This window comes from Brumimicrobium aurantiacum (assembly GCF_003402975.1).
In the GTDB taxonomy this organism is placed as follows: Bacteria; Bacteroidota; Bacteroidia; order Flavobacteriales_D; family Crocinitomicaceae; genus Brumimicrobium; species Brumimicrobium aurantiacum.
Map to the genome: position 1 here is coordinate 544711 of NZ_QURB01000002.1, position 19281 is coordinate 563991.

A 19281-nucleotide genomic window follows, 5' to 3' on the forward strand; every position below is an offset into this window, starting at 1 on the left:
AGGTATTATAGGAATTGCTGTACTTTTCATTCCTAGTTTTGCAATTTACAAGTACAACAAAAAGTAAAGTGGAATCAGAAGCAATTCTTTATTTAATATTTGTCTTCACCTATATTTATTGAATAATTCTTTGCAATTTTCTTAATTTTGGAAATCATAAATAATTTTCAAAATAATGATCAAACAAGGAAAAGAATATACCAAAGACAAACACATTGTTTTTGTATTTAATAAAGATTTCGAATTAATTGAAGGTCTTCCATCAATCGCAGAAGAACAAGCAAAAACATTCATGAAATCTGAAGATAAAACAGATTTTTTAAAACTTGGTAATCAATTTATTTTCTTTGTTAAAACACAAGATAATTTAGAAAAAATGCGCGTTGCGGGTCATGGTATTCGTAAACAATTGGCTAAATCAGCTAAGGAAATATTCATTTCTGGAGAAGGAGAACCAGCATTAGCTTTAGCGGAAGGATTGGCGCTTTCGAATTATCAGTTTTTGAAATATTTCAAAGATGCCGATAAAAAACGTTATCAGTTAAGTGAAATCAACTTGTTGAATGACTTTGAAGAAAAAGAAATTAGTCGATTAAATAACACTACGAAAGCCGTTTTTTGGGCAAGGGATATGGTAAACGAGCCACTCTCCTATTTAACAGCACCTCAATTGGCCAAAGAGATTCAGTCTTTTGACCATGTTGAGAATTTATCGGTAACTGTTTTCGATAAAAAGAAAATTGAAGAATTAAAAATGGGTGGATTGTTGGCAGTAAACTTAGGTTCTGTTGATGAACCTACATTTACCATAGCCGAATATAAACCTAAAAATCCAAAGAATAAAAAACCAATTGTTTTAGTTGGAAAAGGCGTGGTTTATGACACAGGAGGATTAAGTCTGAAACCAACTGCAGGTTCCATGGACATAATGAAAAGTGATATGGGTGGAGCGGCTTGTATTGCAGGAACAATTTACGCTGCGGCAATGAACCAATTGGATTTACACATCATTGCATTGATTCCAGCAACAGATAATCGTCCGGGTAAAAATGCTTATGCTCCCGGTGATGTCATTAAAATGTATGATGGAACAACCGTTGAAGTTTTAAATACTGATGCTGAAGGACGAATGATTTTAGCAGATGCATTGGCTTATTCCAACGAATTGAATCCAGAATTAGTTATCGACGCTGCGACTTTAACTGGAGCTGCTGTTGCTGCAGTGGGACAAAAAGGTGCTTGTGTAATGGGAAATGCCAATCAAGAAACGATATCACAATTGATTTCATCAGGGAGTACAGTTCACGAAAGATTAGTTCAGTTTCCATTCTGGGATGATTATGCAGAAGATTTAAAATCGAATATCGCAGACATGAAAAACCTCGGTGGGAAATTCGCTGGTATGGTTACCGCCGGAAAATTCTTAGAACATTTCGTTGATGCTCCTTATATTCATTTAGACATTGCAGGGCCTGCATTTTTGAGTTCAGAAGATAATTACAAAGGAAAAGGTGGAACTGGAACTGGAGTTCGATTATTAAATAACTTTTTAGAGAAGTATTAAACAGTCAGAAACTGATTAATGCATTATAGATAGTATTATCGAGGTAGAATTGAATTCGATTTATCTTATCATGTAACGCGGATGACGCAGATGCTAAAGCAACACGGATAAAGGCCGATTTATTATAGTATCTATCTATGATAAATGAAATAACTTAAGGAGTAAGTAACTTTGATAGTATTGAAATACTCAGTTATTGGTGATATCTATATTTAAAATATTCTAAAATAAAATCCGCGATGATCTGCGTTCGAAGATCCGTGTCATTCGCGTTCCATTATGGCGTCTGAACAAGAAGTAATAAACATATATATGAGACTTGTTTCAGTATTAACATTTGGAAGGCTAAAACTCTTTGCGTTTTTATGTTTCAATAGCATCAGATTTACTTAAATTTGCTAGACAGTCATAACTGACAAAATTTGTGTTATATTAAACCGAATTAGATTCAAAAAAGCGTGAAAGAAATAATTAAACAATTTAAGGATAAAACCCCTGAGCCATTATATTTATTACATGGTGATGAATCTTTTTACATTGACGAGATTGTTGATGCAGCTCAAAAATACATATTAGATGAAAGCGAAAAAGACTTTAATTTAACCGTTTTATATGGAAAAGATGTAGATATGCGTCAGCTTCAAGAGCAAGTAAAACAATATCCAATGATGGCAGAACGTCAATTGGTTATCCTTAAAGAAGCGCAAGATGTGAAAAGTTGGTCTGAGATGGAGAAATACTTAGACAATCCTGTTCCTTCAACGGTATTAATTATAGCACACAAGCATAAAAAAGCTGATTCTAGAAAAAAGTTTTTTAAATCGATCAAGAAGAATGGTGTAATTTTCGAAAGTAAAAAGCTCTATGAAAATCAGGTTGATGGTTGGATCATCAATTATTTAAAAGAGAAAGGATATGCCATCAATCAAAAAGCCACAATGCTCTTGGTTGAATTTCTAGGTACGAACTTAGGGAAAATCGCCAAAGAACTGGAAAAATTGATGATTGTACTTGAAAAAGGCACACAAATTAGCGAAGTTCACATTGAAGAAAACATCGGAATTTCGAAAGACTACAACGCTTTTGAATTGACAAATGCGATGGCTTCACGTGATATTTTAAAAGCCAATAAAATCATCAATTATTTTGAACAAAATCCTAAAGCTGCTCATATTACACAATTAGTACCCCTACTTTTTGGTTTTCACGAACGATTGATGAAAGCACATTTCTCTAATGCACAAGATATTAATGGACTAATGTCAGCGTTAAAAATGAGCTATCCAGCAGCCAAAGAGGTTTTGCAAGCAAAGAAAATTTATAATCCAAAGAAAATTGCAAGGAACATTGCGACATTGCAAGAATATGATTTGAAAAGTAAAGGTATCGATCGTGGTCCGGGAACAGATGCCGATTTGTTGAGAGAATTAATATATTTATTGATGCACTAATGAGAAGGTTTTTTGTTGATATCACAGATTTAAATCAGGACAAGGTCACTTTACCTCCTGATGAATCAAAACATGCCGCAAAAGTTCTACGCATGAAATGTGGCGATCAAATGGAGATTGTAAATGGAAAAGGTGTGCTTTTTACAGGTGAAATAATTGATGATGCTCCGAAATCAGTGATCGTTCAAAAACTTGATTATATTCAGGAATCGCCAGATGAACACCATATTCATATTGCCATAGCACCTACAAAAAACAATGACCGCTATGAATGGTTTTTGGAAAAAGCTACCGAACTTGGTATTCATGAAATAACGCCAATTTTATGTAAGAACGCAGAACGTAAACGAATAAAACCAGAACGTTTTCAGAAGATTTTGGTTTCTGCCATTAAGCAATCGAAAAGATTATTTCTTCCGAAGCTCAATGCACTAACAAAAGTTGAGGATTTCATCTCACAACATCCATCAGGATTAATCGCACATTGCTACGAAGAAGAAGATAGAAACACCACAATTGCAAAATCACTTTCGACCAATAGCAGTCAATTTACAAAAGCAAATACACCTATCCTCATTGGTCCAGAAGGTGACTTTACCTTAAATGAAATAGAAAAAGCACTAAAAAATCAATATCAAGCTGTAACTTTAGGCAAAACTCGGTTAAGAACAGAAACCGCTGGTGTTTATGCTTGTATGGCAGTCAAACAATATTTTGAAGAACAGTAGAATTAAAAATTATGAAATATATTTTCAGCTTTCTTATCACAACACTTTGCTCCATTGCATTTGCGCAAGGAAGTTATCAAGTGGCTGTTTTAAAATACAACGGAGGAGGTGATTATTACGCCAACCCAACAGCGGTTCCTAATTTGGTGGAATATGCAAATCAACAATTTGACGCCAATATTTCAACTGAGGTTCCTTATGTTGATGCTGGTTCTCCACTACTCTCTTCTTATCCGTTTATCCACATGACAGGACATGGAAATGTTGTTTTTTCCAATTCAGAATTAGAAAATTTAAGAAATTATCTGATTGGAGGTGGATTTCTTCACATTGATGACAATTATGGAATGGATCAATACATTCGTCCAGAGTTAGAAAAGCTTTTCCCAAATTTAGATTTGGTAGAAATTCCATACGATCATGCTTTATTTAATCAAAAATTCAAGTTCAATGGATTACCAAAAATTCATGAACACGACGACAAAAGACCTCAAGCTTTTGGAATTTTTATTGAAGGGAGAATGGCTTTGCTTTATACTTACGAATCAGATTTAGGTGATGGATGGGAAGATTTATCAGTACATAACGATACCCAGGAAAATCATGAAAAAGCTTTAAAAATGGGAATTAACATCTTACAGTTTTCACTAATTAATGGCGGTTTAGAATGAAAAAATCATTAAATATTATCATTGTTTTATTAACTATATTTCTAAATTTTAATTTAGTCATTGGTCAAAAAATAGATTTTCAGAATCCACCAAAGCAAGAAAATACTTACCTGTTTAAGGTGGTTAAATATCATCGCCAGCTTGCTCCACCACAATATATGGTAGATCATATTGAAGAAATTGTGAATAAGCCAAAAACCAAATGGACTGCAGAGGACAGTTTATTTTATGCCTACGAAAATGTACATTTAGAAAATTTTGAAATGGCACTAAGTGTTTTTGCACGAATTGAAATGGATACGGTGCAAGATCCTCATGCGCAAATGCTCTACAGAACCACCCTGCAACATCTTCAACGATACGATATGTTGATGGAATATAATCAACAAAATGTTCAGGATGATGAATCTACAATTTACAGCATTAAAGACGCAATGTTTGAATTAAATAGTGCCTTTAAAAAATATAAGGAACAAGCGTTTATACCAGATTCAACTAAAATCTTTACCATTTTAGAACAAGATACTTTAAATTCTAGGATGAACAAGAAATCTCCGAAAAACAATATTCATGTTGATGTAGCTTTTGCAATAGATTCAGCGCTTCGTCATGCGACAATTCTCAATGATGATAAGAATTATATTTTAGCTAAAGCCTTCGAAGAAATGGGAGATTATCAAATGGATTACTTTTATTTGACCAATGCATTTTTTTATTATTCAGCCGCATTGCATTATTATGGAACAGACCAAGGTATAATTGAAAAGTACAATGATGTTGCTGATGAAATCACCGAACAAAACTATATTTCAATCAGTTTTAAAAACAATTTTGGAAAGATCATTAGCAACAGATACCGCATGAATACGGACTATATTGAGAAAGAAAAAATGGATTCTTCTATTGTTCCAAAAATGACTCCTCCACCTAAGAAAGAAACACAAAAGGACTATTTACCATGGATTAATAATTCCATTTTGATCATGATCATTTTGGCTCTAGCGCTAGTTTTTGTTGTGTTCTTTATGAAAACGAAAAAAGAATAAATTAAAATTTAGAAGTAAGCCTTGAATTTTCGTCGATGCTATATATTTAAACAATGGAAATATTTGATACCTATAAATAACTTAATCTTAACTAGGCTCAATTTTAAAAGAGCTTTGTAATAACAGTTATCTAATTTATAAGAATGAACATTTTAATTATAGAAGACGACCCAGATCTCAACAACAACATAAAAGAAGCTTTAATGGAAGAAAATTATTCTGTGGAAACTGCTTATGATGGTCAAATTGGATTGAAAATTCTTAAAAAACACAATTTTGACTGTATAGTTCTAGACATAAATCTACCATTTATTAATGGTTTGGAGGTCTGCAAATTATTCAGAGAATTCAATAAAACAACACCAGTCATAATGCTAACTGCTTTTGGAGAACTTGAAGATAAAATTGAAGGTTATGCTAAAGGCGCTGATGACTATCTAACTAAACCCTTTTTTATGAAGGAGTTAACATTAAGAATTAATTCTTTGATCAAAAGAGGTGGAAATTCAAATCAACCTATTAAAAATGAGACTTTAATTGCAGATGATATTGTTTTACATAAAAAATCAATGACTGTTATGCGCAACAATAAAGAAGTCATTTTAACTCAGAGAGAATACCAAATTATTTTATTACTTATAGAGAAAAAAGGAGAAGTTGTATCAAAGAAAGAGATGCTTGAAAAGATATGGAACACGCATTATGATATAAATACAAATACTGTTGAAGTTTATATAAATTTCCTTAGAAATAAGTTAGATAAACCATTTGACAAAAAAACCATTAAAACAAAAGTTGGATACGGCTATTATTTAGAGATTAATGAAGATTAAACACAAAATTCTTACGTATATTTCAATTAGTGTTATTCCTATAGTAGCAGTAACTTTTGTTTTGATTTATATCTTGTTTTCAGGATATAGAGAAGAAGAGTTTCAACAACAACAAAATACAAAAATAATAGCTACAGTTAAATTAATCGAACAGTTCAAAGATCAATCTGCTAAGATTTCCTACTTGCTGGACGAACAAGATATTAATGACTTCTACGACGAAAAACTGCTTATTTTTAATGAAAACAAAGAGGAGATTTTTACCAGTTTAGACGACTTAGATATCTATAAAGTTAAACCATTGATTAATAATCTTTCTTCCGAAAACTCATGGATAGAAACCAAAGAAGGTGAATATGATTTAATTGGGGTTTATATAGAAAGAAATGGTGAAGTATATTACGCAATAAGTAAAGCGTTTGATGCCTCCGGATATACAAAATTGGAGTTTTTGAGGAATATTCTAATTCTTACTTTTCTTTTGATAACCATAGCAATAGTGGTTGTTTCGATTTACATCTCTAGAATGATTGCTAATCCCATAACTGAATTGGCTTCAAAAATCAATAATTATGAATTAGATAAAGAAAATAATCTACCCATTCTACTCAACACTTCAACCATTGAATTAAATACTTTATCGACTCGATTTAATGAATTATTAATTCATACAAATGATGTTTTCAAATTTCAAAAGCACACAATCAATCATATTTCACATCAATTAAAAACGCCTATTACAATCCTGGTTACGGAGTTAGAAAAAATTCAAGATCAGACAAATGAGATTGAAATTCAGCAAAAAATCAATCTACAAAAGATAAAAGCTCAGTCTTTGGGTAACATAATTAATGTACTTTTAGAGATTTCCAAAATTGATTCTGGACAAAATATTAAAAATAAGAAACGAAGAGTTGACGAATTACTTTATGATTGTATCAATGAATTAAACATCATTTATCCAGATTTTATTTTTGACGTAAATTATTCTCCAATGAATTTTGAAGAAAAATATTTAATGGTAGAAATGAATCCAATACTTTTGAAACAAGCGTTTTCTAATTTGCTTTCGAATGCCATCTCCTACTCAAGTAAAAAAAATGCTGATATTTTTATTGAAATTACTTCCGAAAATCAACTAACCATACAATTTACCAACAGTGGTGATTCAATTACCAATGAAGAAGAAAAGTTCTTATTCAAACACTTTTTTAGAGGTCAGAATAGCCTAAATAAATCTGGTCAAGGTTTAGGGTTGATTTTAACAAAAAGGATAATTGAGTTACACAACGCTTCAATTTATTATTCCAGAAAAGAAGGCCTAAACGTTTTCGAAATCAAATTCCCTTTAAGCTAAATTTAATTCATTTTAAGTTTATTTTAAGTTCGTTCTCATGATGTTTGCCTTGTTCAAAAAAGGTAATTAAATGATTCGAAAACTAATTAAAGTATCTCTTCTTTTTAGCGTAGTTTTTTATGCTAAAAACGGTCTTTCGCAAGACACACTCATTTTCAATAAAGCAGAAGCTGAAACGGTATTCCTAAAAAATAATCTTGTTATTTTGGCAGAAAACCTTTCAATTTCTAAAGCCGAAGCAAAAGTAATTCAAGCTAAAGTATGGCCCAATCCAACTTTTACACTTGATCAAATTAATTTGTGGAGACCTAAAAATCCAACGTCGGAGCCAATTCCTCCTATTTTTGGAAATTATAATAACCAACAAGTAGGAATTTCAATTGAGCAATTAATATTGACGGCTGGAAAACGAAAAAAATTAGTTGCCCTAGAAAAAGTTGGTCTAAATCAATCAATACACTACTTTGAAGAAGTACTTCGTGGATTAAAAATAGAGTTTAGAACTTTATTGAATGAACTCATTTTTTATCAAAATCAGACTGAAATTTATGAAAATCAATTAGCCTCAATTAATCAACTACTTGATTCTTATAAAAATCAAGTTGAATCAGGTTTTTTAAATAAAGGTGAATACATCAGATTAAAGGCTGTTTCCCTAGAATTAGTAAATAACCTCAATGAAATCGAAAGTAATTTAAACAAGGTGAAACTCAATCTAAAAAACTTGATGAATTTGCCTCCATCCTCTCATTTTGAATTAAAACTAGAGTTTGACAAAGAACAGAGAAATCCAATTTTAAATCTAGACATTGAGGCATTAATCGATTCGGCCCACCAAAACAGACCTGAATATCAAATCTCTAAACTCCAAGAAGATTATACCCAAAAACACTTGGCCGTTGAGCGAGCAGAAAAAGTACCAAATCTTACATTAATTGGAAGTTACGATCGTGGAGGAAGTATTTACACTGATTTCATTGGTTTTGGAGTGGCGTTAGATGTTCCTGTTTTTAATCGTAACAAAGGAAATATTCGAATTGCGGAATTAAATATTGAAGAGGCTAAATTCAATCATGAATTAGTTTCTTCAGTAATTGAAAAAGAAGTGAATTCGGCTCTGTTCAATTATAGAAAATCATTAAAAATGATTCAACAGATTGACGAAGGTTATGAGATAGAATTAGATCAGACCTTAAAATCTTACACCTCTAATTTCCAAAATAGAAACATTGATATTCTACAATATTTAGATTTTTTCGAAGCATACCTTGAAAACAAAAATATTATTCTAGAAGCTACATTGAAATTAAAAAACAGAGCTGAAGAATTGAATTATGCCGTTGGAAAAGACATTATAAAATAGTCGATACGAAAAAGTTTAAACATTAAGAAATTTCACATAAATAAAAATAATATGACCAATTGGAATAAAAATACGCGTTTACTATTAAGCGGTACAATTATTATGTCCTTGCTTCTTTCCTGTTCTGAGCGTGAAGAGAAAAAAAACACGGGAGATGTAAATAAAAATAAATCCTTCTGTTTGGATGAAAATTTAAAAATTAAAACTGTCAATCCAGTTCACGAAATGATAATCAACGAGATTCCAATGACAGGAGTTGTAGAAACGGTTCCAGATAAGGTAATTCACTTTAGTAATTTGGTAAACGGAATTATTGTAAGTACAAATTTTTCACTTGGAGACTTTGTTCATAAAGGTCAAGTTTTAGCTAAAGTAAAAAGTACTGAACTTTCTGAATGGAAATCTCAACAAAAGATTTTGACATCACAATTGACAGTTGCAAAACAAGAATTTAAATCTGTTCAATCAATGTTTAAGGATGGAATAGCTTCGTTAAAACAACTTAATCAATCCGAAAGTGCTGTTATTTCTTTAACTTCTGAATTAGAAGAATTAAGTTCAAATTTGGCATTATATAACGCCAGTACAGAAAATGGAGTATTTTTAATTAAAGCCCCAGGAAGCGGGTATATTACAGAAAAGAATATTACATCAGGAACACATGTTTCGGCATATAATGAATCTTTATTTACAATTTCCGATATCAGTGAAGTTTGGGTTCAAATCAGTGTTTATCCTTCTAACATTCAAAACATAAATCAAGGGATGGAAGTACATATTCGATCACTCTCCTACCCAAACATTAATTTTATTGGCAGAATTGATGCAATTCCACATGTTATTGATAATGACTCTCGAATTTTAAAAGCACGCGTTTCCATTGACAATAAAGACAAACTGTTGAAACCAGGAATGTTTGTTGATGTAATTGCCAAGCAAAAAACGGATCAAAAAGCAATATCTATCCCTACAGATGCTTTAATTTTTGACGACAATGAAAACTTTGTAATGATTTACAAGGATGATTGTAATATCATAAAAACACCTGTCAATTTCATCAGCCAAAATAATGATAAGTGCTATATCGAGGATAATTTAAATCCTGAGGATAAAATTATAGTGAAGAATAATCTGCTCTTATTCGCACAAATTAAGAACTTTCAAAAACAAGATTAATGAATAAGTTGATACAAAATATTATTGGTTTTTCGTTAAAGAATTCATTCATTGTATTTTTCCTAACAGGAATTTTAATCGTTGCGGGAATCATAAGTTTGGTGAATACTCCGATTGAGGCTTTTCCAGATGTGACCAATACCAGAACAAGAATAATTACGCAATGGCCGGGCAGAAGTGCTGAAGAAGTGGAGAAATTTGTAACACTTCCTTTAATGAAGGAAATGAATACAATTCCAAAAAAGGCGGAAGTGCGTTCGATTTCCTTATTTGGATTATCTGTTGTGACTGTTTTATTTGAAGATGATGTGGAAGATTTTTTCGCCCAGCAATACACTTCAAACCGGCTACAAGGAATAGAACTTCCCGAAGGCGCTGAAGCAGGAATTGAACCTCCTTTCGGAGCAACAGGTGAAATTTTCAGATACATAATTGAAAGTGATCGCCCTATCAAAGAACAAACTGCAATTCAAGATTGGCTTATTGAAAGAGAAATAGTCTCTGTTCCTGGAATTGCAAATGTGGTTAGTTTTGGTGGTGAAGAAAAGATTTATGAAATAAAAATTAATCCACATCAACTAGAAAGCTATGGCTTATCTCCTTTAGATGTTCATGAAGCAGTTGGAAAAACAAATATAAATGTTGGTGGAGATGTAATTGAAAGAGGTTCTCAAGCTTATGTCGTTCGTGGAATAGGCTTACTTGAAAAAATTGAGGATATTGAAAATATAATCATTGAAGTTCGAGACAATGCTCCAATTCTTGTAAAACATGTTGCAGAAGTTATTATTTCTTCAAAACCTAGATTAGGACAAGTTAGTTTCCAAGATCAGGATGATGTTGTTCAAGGAATTGTTGTAATGTTACGCGGTGAAAACCCAGGGGATGTAATCAATAGTTTAAAAGCGAAAATTGATGAGCTCAATAAATCTATTTTACCAGATGATGTAAAAATCATTCCGTTTATCGATAGAACAGACTTAGTAAATACAACAGTAACCACAGTTAGTAAAAATATTATTGAGGGAATTCTTTTGGTTTCATTTATTGTCTTTATCTTCTTATTTAACTGGAAAACCACTGTAATCGTTGCTTCAGTTATCCCACTTTCGTTTCTTTTTGCAATAATCATGTTGAGAATTCAAGGCTTACCCGCCAATTTAATTTCTATGGGTGCAATTGATTTTGGTTTGCTTTTAGAAGGAACGTTAGTAATTGTAGAAACAGTTTTTGTCGGTATGGCCACACAAGCTGAAAAATTAGGAATGAAACGATTCAATAAAGTCAGTAAATCTGGGATAATCAAAAAAAGTGCAGGAAGTGTGGGTTCTTATATTGTATTCGCACAAATTATTTTAATTGTGGCACTTCTTCCTATATTCTCATTCCAAAAAGTGGAAGGAAAAATGTTCTCTCCACTCGCCTTTACATTAGGATATGCACTTATTGGTTCTTTGTTATTAAGCATCACTTTCGTGCCAGTCATGTTAAAAGCACTGCTCAAAAAGAATGTAAAAGAAAAAGAAAATTTCATTTCTCGGGGATTTCAAAAATACATGAACAAGATGTTTCTATGGAGTACAAGAAATAAAAAAATTACAATTTCCTCATTTGTGGGACTTCTAATTTTATGTTCTATAGGATTTATGAATTATGGAACCGAATTTATTCCAAGTTTAAATGAAGGAGCTTTATACGTCCGGGCTACTTTACCCAACAATATTAACTTGGAAGAATCGGTTAAACTTTCCAAGGAAATGAAAGGTAAAATCAGAAGCTTTGAAGAAGTTGAATTCGTACTTACACAAACGGGAAGACCCAATGACGGATCTGATCCAACAGGATTTTTCAACAACGAATTCCACATTCAATTGTATCCAGAAGAAGAATGGAATCGTGATATTTCTAAAGAAGAATTATTGAATGAAATGAGAAGTAAACTCAGCGTATTCCCTGGCGTTGTATTCGGCTTTAGTCAACCCATTCAAGATAACGTAGAAGAATATGTTGCTGGTGTAAAGAGCTCTTTGGTTATCAAAATATTTGGAGATGATCTTTTCAAACTTGAAGAATACGCAGATGAAGTAGCCCAAAACATTACAAATATCGAGGGAATAACGGATATCAATGTCTATCGAAACATTGGACTTCCAGAACTTCGTATTCAGCTTCATGATCATAAAATTGCAAGATACGGAGTTGACATTCAACATGCACAAGCAGTAATTGAAATGGCAATTGGTGGAACAGAAGCTACGAAATTCTATGAAGACGAACGTGTTTTCGATGTTCGGTTACGATTCCAGAAAGAATTTAGAGACGATGCCAATAAGATTGGAGATATCCTTATTCCTTCTTCAAGTGGAAAAAAAATTCCTCTAAAAGAAATAGCAACGATTGAATATTTAACCGGTCCAGCATTCATTTACCGTGAAGGTGGTGGTCGATTTATTGCAATTGGTTTCAGTATTGAAGGAAGAGATTTAGGTTCTACCATTGAAGAAGCTAAAGAAGTTGTTGCAGCAAATATTGACCTTCCAAAAAAGAACAAAATTATTTGGTCTGGTGAGTTCGAAAGTAAAGAACGCGCTACGAAACAATTAGCAATGATTGTTCCTGCAGTTTTAGTTTTAATTCTGTTCTTATTGTATTTCAATTTTGGTAGCACAAAAGATACAATTATCGCAGCAAGTACAATTCCATTTGCTTTTATTGGTGGATTTGCTTCTCTATGGATAACTGGAACAACATTTGGAATATCGGCTGGAATCGGTTTCATAATTCTCTTTGGCGTAAATACAATTAACAGTATAATTCTAATTGCAATAATGAAAGAAAACCTACGCTTTATGAATTTAAAAGATGCCATTTCTAAAGGAGTATATAGTAGAATTCGACCAATTGTTATGATTGCTTTAATGGGTTCTATGGGATTACTTCCTGCGGCACTTTCAACAAGTATGGGATCAGAAATACAAAAACCTTTAGCCATAATGATTGTTGGTGGATTACTGATTTGTATGGTTCTTTCCCTAACTGTTTTACCTCAAATTTTCTATTGGGTTTACAGAAATAATGATAATAATAAAGAATTAGCAAATTAAACTAAAACAGATACGGGATTTCTTTATATGAAATCCCGTATTTATTTTTCTAGGAAAAGAAAAAATATTCAATCCTTTAATCAAATTCTACACAGTTTACGTATTTCCGTACCCCAATACCGCCTTTCGTACAGATCCATATTTTAACAAAAGTGCTTTTGCCTCCTCAAAATCAATTCCACATTGTTCAGCAACCATCTTAGCGCCACGAATAACCAATTTAGCATTACTCAATTGCATATCCACCATTTTGTTTCCTTCTACTTTTCCTAGTCCGATCATTAAACTGGTTGAAATCATATTTAATATAAGTTTCTGTGCGGTTCCAGACTTCAATCGAGTACTTCCCGTTACAAACTCTGGTCCTACAATTGCAGCCATCGTATGTTGTGCAATCTTACTTAATGGACTATCAGGATTACAAGTTATTCCGGCCGTTAAATTTCCTGCAACATTTGCTTTTTCAACTGCTCCAAGAACGTAAGGCGTTGTTCCTGAAGCGGCAATTCCAACAATAATATCATTGGAATTCACATCGTGTTTTTCCAGCTCTTCCCATCCTAAATCTCTATTGTCTTCTGCATTTTCAACCGCTATTCTTATCGCAGTATCACCTCCAGCAATTAATCCAACAACTAATCCTTGTTCAACACCAAAAGTTGGTGGACATTCTGAAGCATCTAAAATTCCAAGCCTACCTGAAGTTCCAGCACCGAGATAAAACAGCCTCCCTCCTTTTTTCATACGTACCAATGCTTCTTCTACAAAAGCTGTGATTTCAGGAATTATTTTTTCAACCGCTAAAGGAACACCTTGGTCCTCCTTATTCATGGCTGTTAATTGTTCTGCTACGCTCAACTTTTCTAAATTATCGTAATGACTTGATTGCTCTGTTATTTTATTCAAAAGGATTATTTTTTTAAATGTTTAACCAACACAGCTGAGCTTTATTTACTACTCAAAATCCACTATGATGATTGAGATCACGAATATAAATAAAATTACAATTGTACTTGAAGAAACAGAATTAAACGAAACATAAATTCTTTAATCTTGGCATTCGCTAAATAAAGTCTATTTTTGCACCCACAAAAATACACAGCAATGAATAGTTTTATTAGAAGATTCACCATCAACCCAAAGAATGATATATTGAGTGGAATCACTGTTTCTTTAGCAATGATTCCTGAGGTGGTAGCCTTTGCGTTTGTAGCTCAAATCGATCCATTAATGGCACTTTCTGGTGCCTTTATTGTTGGATTAATCGCTGCTATTTTTGGAGGTAGACCAGGATTGATTTCAGGTGCTGCTGGTGCAGTTGCGGTTATTTTCGTATCCATGATTGCAGAAGGTCACACCAAAGGAATGCTCATGGACCAACCCATAGAAAACATGGGATTCTTCTATCTCATGGCCTGTGTAATCCTTATGGGAATTATACAAGTTTTCGCTGGTGTTTTTAAACTTGGTCGATTTGTTCGCTTAATTCCTCACCCTGTAATGATGGGGTTTGTAAACGGTTTAGCAATCGTTATTTTCTGGGCACAAGTTAAAATGTTTTCTCACAAAGAAATGGTGATGTCAGCTGATGGTGTAAAACAATATGTAAGTACTTTCATGCACGGAACGGAACTATACATTATGATTGCATTGGTTCTCCTCACAATGGGAATCATTTGGTTATTGCCAAAAATCACGAAGAAAATTCCTGCAGCTTTAACTGCTATCTTGGTAACTACATTAATCGTTGTTGGATTTGACATCAATGTTTCAACTGTTGGTTCTTACATCATTGAAGGTGGTGGAACAGGTTTAAAGGGTGAACTACCAACACCAAACGTTGAACTTTGGCAAAATCTTCCTTTTAATCTAGACACTTTAAAATTCATTTTACCTTATGCATTTTTAGCCGCTTCAGTTGGTTTAATTGAGTCTTTAATGACCATGAACTTGGTAGATGAAATGACAGAAACTAGAGGAAATGGAGATAAAGAATGTATCGCTCAAGGTGCTGGAAATATCATGTCAGGACTTTTTGGAGGAACTGGTGGTTGTGGAATGATTGGCCAAACGGTAATCAACATCAATGCTGGTGGTCGTGGACGTTTATCTGGAATTATGATGGCTGTAACTTTATTGACTTTCATTTTATTCACAGATAAATTAATCGAACAAGTTCCAATTGCAGCGCTTGTAGGAGTAATGTTTATGATGGTAATTCAAACCTTTGCATGGTCGAGTTTTAGAATTATTAAAAAAATACCAAAATCTGATGCTGTTGTTTTAATTATCGTTTCTGCCGTAACAGTGATCTTTGATTTAGCCATTGCCGTTTTCGTTGGTGTTATTATCTCTGCTTTGTCATTTGCTTGGCAAAATGCAGTAAGAATTCGTGCAAGAAAACGTTTTAAAGAAGACGGAACAAAGGTTTACGAAATTTGGGGTCCACTATTCTTTGGTTCTATCCAGGCCTTCAATGAAAAATTTGACCCAAAGAACGATCCAGAACGTGTAGAGATTGATTTTGTGGAATCACGCGTAAGTGACCATTCTGCACTTGAAGCGATTTACAACATTGTTGAAAAATATGAAACCGCTGGAAAAACAATTCGATTAAAACACTTAAGCGAAGATTGTAAAATTCTCATGCATAAGGCAAGTCCAAAATTCAAGGAAGTCATCATCGAAGACATTGATGATCCAAGATATCATTTGGTGGCCAATCCAGAAGAATTTACAAAGCCTTTGTCGGAGTATAAGTTTTAATTATAAGAGCACTCCGTTGACTTCGCCAGTCTGAGACATGAGCATAATTATCAATTTTCAATTATAAAATTACCAATTACCCTCTATTCATAATAATAGGTCTTGTCTTCATCTTCGCTTTTCAAGACTAATTCTGAATCGCTTAAGGAAATAATTTTATACCTTAAAACAAGTATTGTGGTTCCGCTTCCGTTACTAGACTTCATTGTTTTTGTGATTTTTAGACCTTCCCCGTCATCTTTAAATTCCCATTTTCCAGATTTAAAAATCATTTCTTCATGACAAATATTCTCTCCTTCAATGAAAGTAAAAGATTCTTCTTCGAATCGAATAATGTCATCTTTTTCACATTCTTCGGTTATTGAGTTTCCGTTATCATCCTTAACTTCTGTAACATCCCAAAGGCCATTTGTTAACTGTTCATAATGGTTAAAGGAAGTGTTCTTTTTACAAGAAACAGTAGCTAAAAGGAAAAAACAAATTGATAAACTATAAATAAAACACTTGATATTTTTCATTGCTTTGGATTTACAAGACAAACAAATCTATTAATTTTCAGCTACTTTTACAAAAATACCTTAATAGGATTGTTTGATTTTCTAAAGTGGTTATATTTTTAAATCATCAATTTTAAACTAAGGTGTAACTTTTAAAACACTTGTTCGTCCTACATGTATAATTCGAATTTGAAAAATTCATAATTGAATAAAAAAAACTACCATAACGCAGTATTTGAATACAGTGACAAACTGTATCGCTTCGCTATTAAACTCAGTAAAAGTGAGTCATTAGCAGAAGATTTGGTGCAAGATGCCTTTGAAAAAGTTTGGATTAAAAAAGAGGATATTCAAGCGGAAAAAATAAAGTCCTATTTATTCAGAACAGTTTACAATCGCTTTTTAGACAATCAAAAAAAGGATAGGGTTATTTCGATTGATGAATATCATAATCCACCGAGTTTTCATCCTGAAACGAGCGATTTAAAAGAGGTTTTAGAACAAGCGTTATCCACCTTACCCTCTGTTCAAAGATCGGCAATTTTACTACGAGATTATGAAGGATATAGTTATGATGAGATTGGTGAAATTTTAAAATTAAACGCCTCTCAAGTCAAAGTTTACATCTATCGTGCAAGAAAACAATTACAGAAATACATCGGAAAATTAGAAGCAGTTATATAATGGAAATAAATTTAGAAAATTACGAAGCTTATTTACTTGACCTTTGGGAAGGAAATCTTTCCAAGCAAGAAGAAGCTATGCTGAATGATTTTTTAGACCTGCATCCTGAACTGAAAGAAGAGGCTGATTTAGGGCTTTATTCCGATATTAAGTTTGAAGAAGAAGCAATTGATTTCGATAAGGAAGCCATCAAATTTGAATCTATAAATATTAAAAATTACAAATACTTTTTTGTCGCTTATTTTGAGAACGATTTAACTGATAATGAAAAGCAAGGTGTGTTGAACTTTTTAAATCAACATCCTCAGTTACAAAAAGAGTTTAAATCATTTCAACTTACGAAATTACCGAATGAAGAAGTTTTATTTCCAAACAAGGAAAAACTACTTTTAGGTAAAACTCAAGTCATTTCAATACAAAATAGAAGATGGATTTTCACCGCGATTGCTGCATGTATAGCACTTTTTCTTTGGTTTAACCTTTTCGATCAAGATATCGAAAAACGATATACCTTAGAGCAAAGTAAAGGAATTAATGTGCTATCCATTGAAGATCAGATTTTAAATCAGCCTCCTGTTCTTAATACATTGGTTGCTGTTAAGAATGAAGGAATACCAAAAAGCAGCGTTAGAAAATCTACAGCTATTCAGAATAAAAAAGAGGTTTCAGAACCAAAACAAATAAATTCGGCATCTAAAATAGATCAGCTTCCACTCCACAGTGAATCAACAAGAAATAACAAGCTTTCTACTTCCAAAATCCCGACATTAATTGCTTCTGTTGCATCATCAAAAAAGAATTCATATAAAAATTTTGAGGAGAATACTGAAACTAAAAATGTGGAAAATAAAACCATTTTCGATTTAACAGCAGATTACTTACAAAGGAAAAATGTTTTAGACGAAGACCGTAAACCTAACATGAAAGAACTCATTGCAAATACACTAACAGAAGTCAATACAAGAAAAAAGCCAATCATTCTTATCCAAGAAAAAGAACAATCAAAAACAGTAATTTTCCAATTGGGTGGATTTAAAATTGAACGAAAAAAGAAGAAATAATTTTTTCACCTGTAACAAAACAAAAGGTTAATCGTCTTACAGACAAACAAAACAAAATTATTATGAAAATAGCATTTACAATTTTAGCAGCATTATTGATCACCACATTTTCATTTGCACAAGAAGAAAAGGAACGTGATACTACCAAAGTTAAATACAAAGGAAAAGTGGTCATTTTCACTTCCGACGATGAAGAACCTATGTTGGATGAAGACAAAAAATGGGATGTGAGTCAATGGGAAGGAATAGAATTTGGGGTTAATGGATTTTTTACCTCGAATGATTTCGGAATAAATGATGATCCAAATAACCTTTATCTTGAATTAGATTATGCCAAAAGCTTAATGATCAATTTAAACCTTTTTGAATTCAACAGAAGAATTGGTTCCGAGAAATTTAGATTTTACACAGGATTAGGACTTCGCTTTAACAGGTATGCATTTAAATCAACAAATTCAACATTATCTTATAATGACACTTCAATTTATAGCGTTACCGACAGTGTAAAAACCTTTGATAAGAATTACTTAAACACTTCTTATTTAACAGCTCCACTATTCCTCTCATTTATGCCAGGTAAAGATCCTAACAAAAGTTTTCATGTTTCAGTTGGTGCGATTGTGAATTATAGAATTGGTTCAAGAATTAAACAAAAATATGTCATTCAAGATCAAAAACGTAAGGATATTGAAAAAGGACATTATCATTTGAACCCATTCTTGTTAGATGCAAGTGTTCGTATTGGAGTTGGAGATGTTAGCATATTCGCAAATTATGGAATGAATGGATTATTTGAATCAGGTAAAGGACCAGACTACATTCCTTTCAACGCTGGAATTAGTTTAACCTTTTAAAACACTCTGTATATCGAGTGATAACTCAGGAATTACAAGTAAAAAATAAAGCAATCTCCACCCAATAGGCGTGGAGATTTGTATTTAACAGCCGCCTTTGACAATTAAGTTTCTGTCAAATTTTAT

Annotated in this window: 16 protein-coding genes; 14 read left to right on the forward strand and 2 right to left on the reverse strand. The window is 32.6% G+C overall.

All coding sequences use genetic code 11. The features are described 5' to 3' along the window. Positions 1-175 precede the first annotated feature (175 nt). From DXU93_RS05610 to DXU93_RS05655, 10 genes are all read left to right on the forward strand, one after another. The gene (locus DXU93_RS05610; protein WP_116880276.1) at positions 176-1564 is read left to right on the forward strand and encodes a leucyl aminopeptidase family protein; all 1389 of its coding nucleotides are present in this window, start codon (positions 176-178) and stop codon (positions 1562-1564) included. A 458-nt stretch (positions 1565-2022) separates the two neighbouring features. Then, complete coding sequence (holA, locus tag DXU93_RS05615) at positions 2023-3015, forward strand: DNA polymerase III subunit delta (RefSeq protein ID WP_165851341.1); 993 nt, start codon at positions 2023-2025, stop codon at positions 3013-3015. Continuing rightward, a complete protein-coding gene (locus tag DXU93_RS05620; RefSeq protein ID WP_116880278.1) occupies positions 3015-3743 on the forward strand; it encodes a 16S rRNA (uracil(1498)-N(3))-methyltransferase in 729 nt (242 codons plus the stop codon). The genes holA and DXU93_RS05620 overlap by 1 nt, the downstream gene beginning before the upstream one ends. An 11-nt stretch (positions 3744-3754) precedes the next feature. Then, positions 3755-4414 (forward strand): DUF4159 domain-containing protein, encoded by a 660-nt coding sequence (locus DXU93_RS05625; protein WP_116880279.1) that lies wholly within the window; start codon positions 3755-3757, stop codon positions 4412-4414. After that, positions 4411-5460: a hypothetical protein gene (locus DXU93_RS05630; protein ID WP_116880280.1), complete on the forward strand. Its 1050-nt coding sequence runs from the start codon at positions 4411-4413 to the stop codon at positions 5458-5460. The genes DXU93_RS05625 and DXU93_RS05630 overlap by 4 nt, the downstream gene beginning before the upstream one ends. Before the next feature lie 143 nt (positions 5461-5603). After that, complete coding sequence (locus tag DXU93_RS05635; protein ID WP_116880281.1) at positions 5604-6293, forward strand: response regulator transcription factor; 690 nt, start codon at positions 5604-5606, stop codon at positions 6291-6293. Continuing rightward, complete coding sequence (locus DXU93_RS05640) at positions 6283-7650, forward strand: sensor histidine kinase (RefSeq protein ID WP_116880282.1); 1368 nt, start codon at positions 6283-6285, stop codon at positions 7648-7650. The genes DXU93_RS05635 and DXU93_RS05640 overlap by 11 nt, the downstream gene beginning before the upstream one ends. A gap of 70 nt (positions 7651-7720) precedes the next feature. Then, positions 7721-9013, forward strand: a complete 1293-nt coding sequence (locus DXU93_RS05645; RefSeq protein ID WP_116880283.1) for a TolC family protein — start codon at positions 7721-7723, stop codon at positions 9011-9013. A gap of 51 nt (positions 9014-9064) precedes the next feature. Further along, positions 9065-10189 carry an efflux RND transporter periplasmic adaptor subunit gene (locus DXU93_RS05650; protein ID WP_116880284.1) on the forward strand — a complete coding sequence of 375 codons (1125 nt, stop codon included), beginning with the start codon at positions 9065-9067 and terminating at the stop codon, positions 10187-10189. Beyond that, positions 10189-13293, forward strand: a complete 3105-nt coding sequence (locus DXU93_RS05655; RefSeq protein WP_116880285.1) for an efflux RND transporter permease subunit — start codon at positions 10189-10191, stop codon at positions 13291-13293. Before DXU93_RS05650 ends, DXU93_RS05655 begins: the two co-directional genes overlap by 1 nt. Positions 13294-13389: 96 nt before the next feature. On the opposite strand, the gene murQ is transcribed toward DXU93_RS05655, so the two are convergent. Further along, entirely contained in the window at positions 13390-14199 is an 810-nt protein-coding gene (gene murQ, locus DXU93_RS05660; RefSeq protein WP_394336294.1) for an N-acetylmuramic acid 6-phosphate etherase, read from the reverse strand. Positions 14200-14397: 198 nt separating this feature from the next. Here murQ and DXU93_RS05665 point away from each other — a divergent pair, with 198 nt between their 5' ends. After that, on the forward strand, positions 14398-16059 hold the full coding sequence (locus DXU93_RS05665) for a SulP family inorganic anion transporter (protein ID WP_116880287.1): 1662 nt from the start codon (positions 14398-14400) through the stop codon (positions 16057-16059). An 83-nt stretch (positions 16060-16142) separates the two neighbouring features. On the opposite strand, the gene DXU93_RS05670 is transcribed toward DXU93_RS05665, so the two are convergent. Continuing rightward, a complete protein-coding gene (locus tag DXU93_RS05670) occupies positions 16143-16577 on the reverse strand; it encodes a lipocalin family protein (RefSeq protein WP_116880288.1) in 435 nt (144 codons plus the stop codon). Positions 16578-16760: 183 nt separating this feature from the next. On the opposite strand from DXU93_RS05670, the gene DXU93_RS05675 reads away from it, so the two are divergent. The 3 genes from DXU93_RS05675 (at position 16761) to DXU93_RS05685 (ending at position 19155) form a co-directional block, all read left to right on the forward strand. Beyond that, positions 16761-17240 (forward strand): RNA polymerase sigma factor, encoded by a 480-nt coding sequence (locus DXU93_RS05675; protein WP_116880289.1) that lies wholly within the window; start codon positions 16761-16763, stop codon positions 17238-17240. Further along, on the forward strand, positions 17240-18301 hold the full coding sequence (locus tag DXU93_RS05680) for a hypothetical protein (protein ID WP_116880290.1): 1062 nt from the start codon (positions 17240-17242) through the stop codon (positions 18299-18301). The genes DXU93_RS05675 and DXU93_RS05680 overlap by 1 nt, the downstream gene beginning before the upstream one ends. A gap of 62 nt (positions 18302-18363) precedes the next feature. Continuing rightward, positions 18364-19155, forward strand: a complete 792-nt coding sequence (locus tag DXU93_RS05685; protein ID WP_116880291.1) for an outer membrane beta-barrel protein — start codon at positions 18364-18366, stop codon at positions 19153-19155. Positions 19156-19281: the final 126 nt, after the last annotated feature.

Excerpts from the sequence above, each read along its gene's own strand:
- DXU93_RS05610 (WP_116880276.1), top strand. The coding sequence starts at position 176 with ATGATCAAACAAGGAAAAGAATATACCAAAGACAAACACATTGTTTTT.
- DXU93_RS05650 (WP_116880284.1), top strand. The coding sequence starts at position 9,065 with ATGACCAATTGGAATAAAAATACGCGTTTACTATTAAGCGGTACAATT.
- DXU93_RS05680 (WP_116880290.1), top strand. The coding sequence starts at position 17,240 with ATGGAAATAAATTTAGAAAATTACGAAGCTTATTTACTTGACCTTTGG.
- DXU93_RS05625 (WP_116880279.1), top strand. The coding sequence starts at position 3,755 with ATGAAATATATTTTCAGCTTTCTTATCACAACACTTTGCTCCATTGCA.
- DXU93_RS05665 (WP_116880287.1), top strand. The coding sequence starts at position 14,398 with ATGAATAGTTTTATTAGAAGATTCACCATCAACCCAAAGAATGATATA.
- DXU93_RS05655 (WP_116880285.1), top strand. The coding sequence starts at position 10,189 with ATGAATAAGTTGATACAAAATATTATTGGTTTTTCGTTAAAGAATTCA.
- DXU93_RS05670 (WP_116880288.1), bottom strand. The coding sequence starts at position 16,577 with ATGAAAAATATCAAGTGTTTTATTTATAGTTTATCAATTTGTTTTTTC.
- DXU93_RS05635 (WP_116880281.1), top strand. The coding sequence starts at position 5,604 with ATGAACATTTTAATTATAGAAGACGACCCAGATCTCAACAACAACATA.
- DXU93_RS05645 (WP_116880283.1), top strand. The coding sequence starts at position 7,721 with ATGATTCGAAAACTAATTAAAGTATCTCTTCTTTTTAGCGTAGTTTTT.
- DXU93_RS05640 (WP_116880282.1), top strand. The coding sequence starts at position 6,283 with ATGAAGATTAAACACAAAATTCTTACGTATATTTCAATTAGTGTTATT.
- DXU93_RS05620 (WP_116880278.1), top strand. The coding sequence starts at position 3,015 with ATGAGAAGGTTTTTTGTTGATATCACAGATTTAAATCAGGACAAGGTC.
- DXU93_RS05630 (WP_116880280.1), top strand. The coding sequence starts at position 4,411 with ATGAAAAAATCATTAAATATTATCATTGTTTTATTAACTATATTTCTA.
- DXU93_RS05685 (WP_116880291.1), top strand. The coding sequence starts at position 18,364 with ATGAAAATAGCATTTACAATTTTAGCAGCATTATTGATCACCACATTT.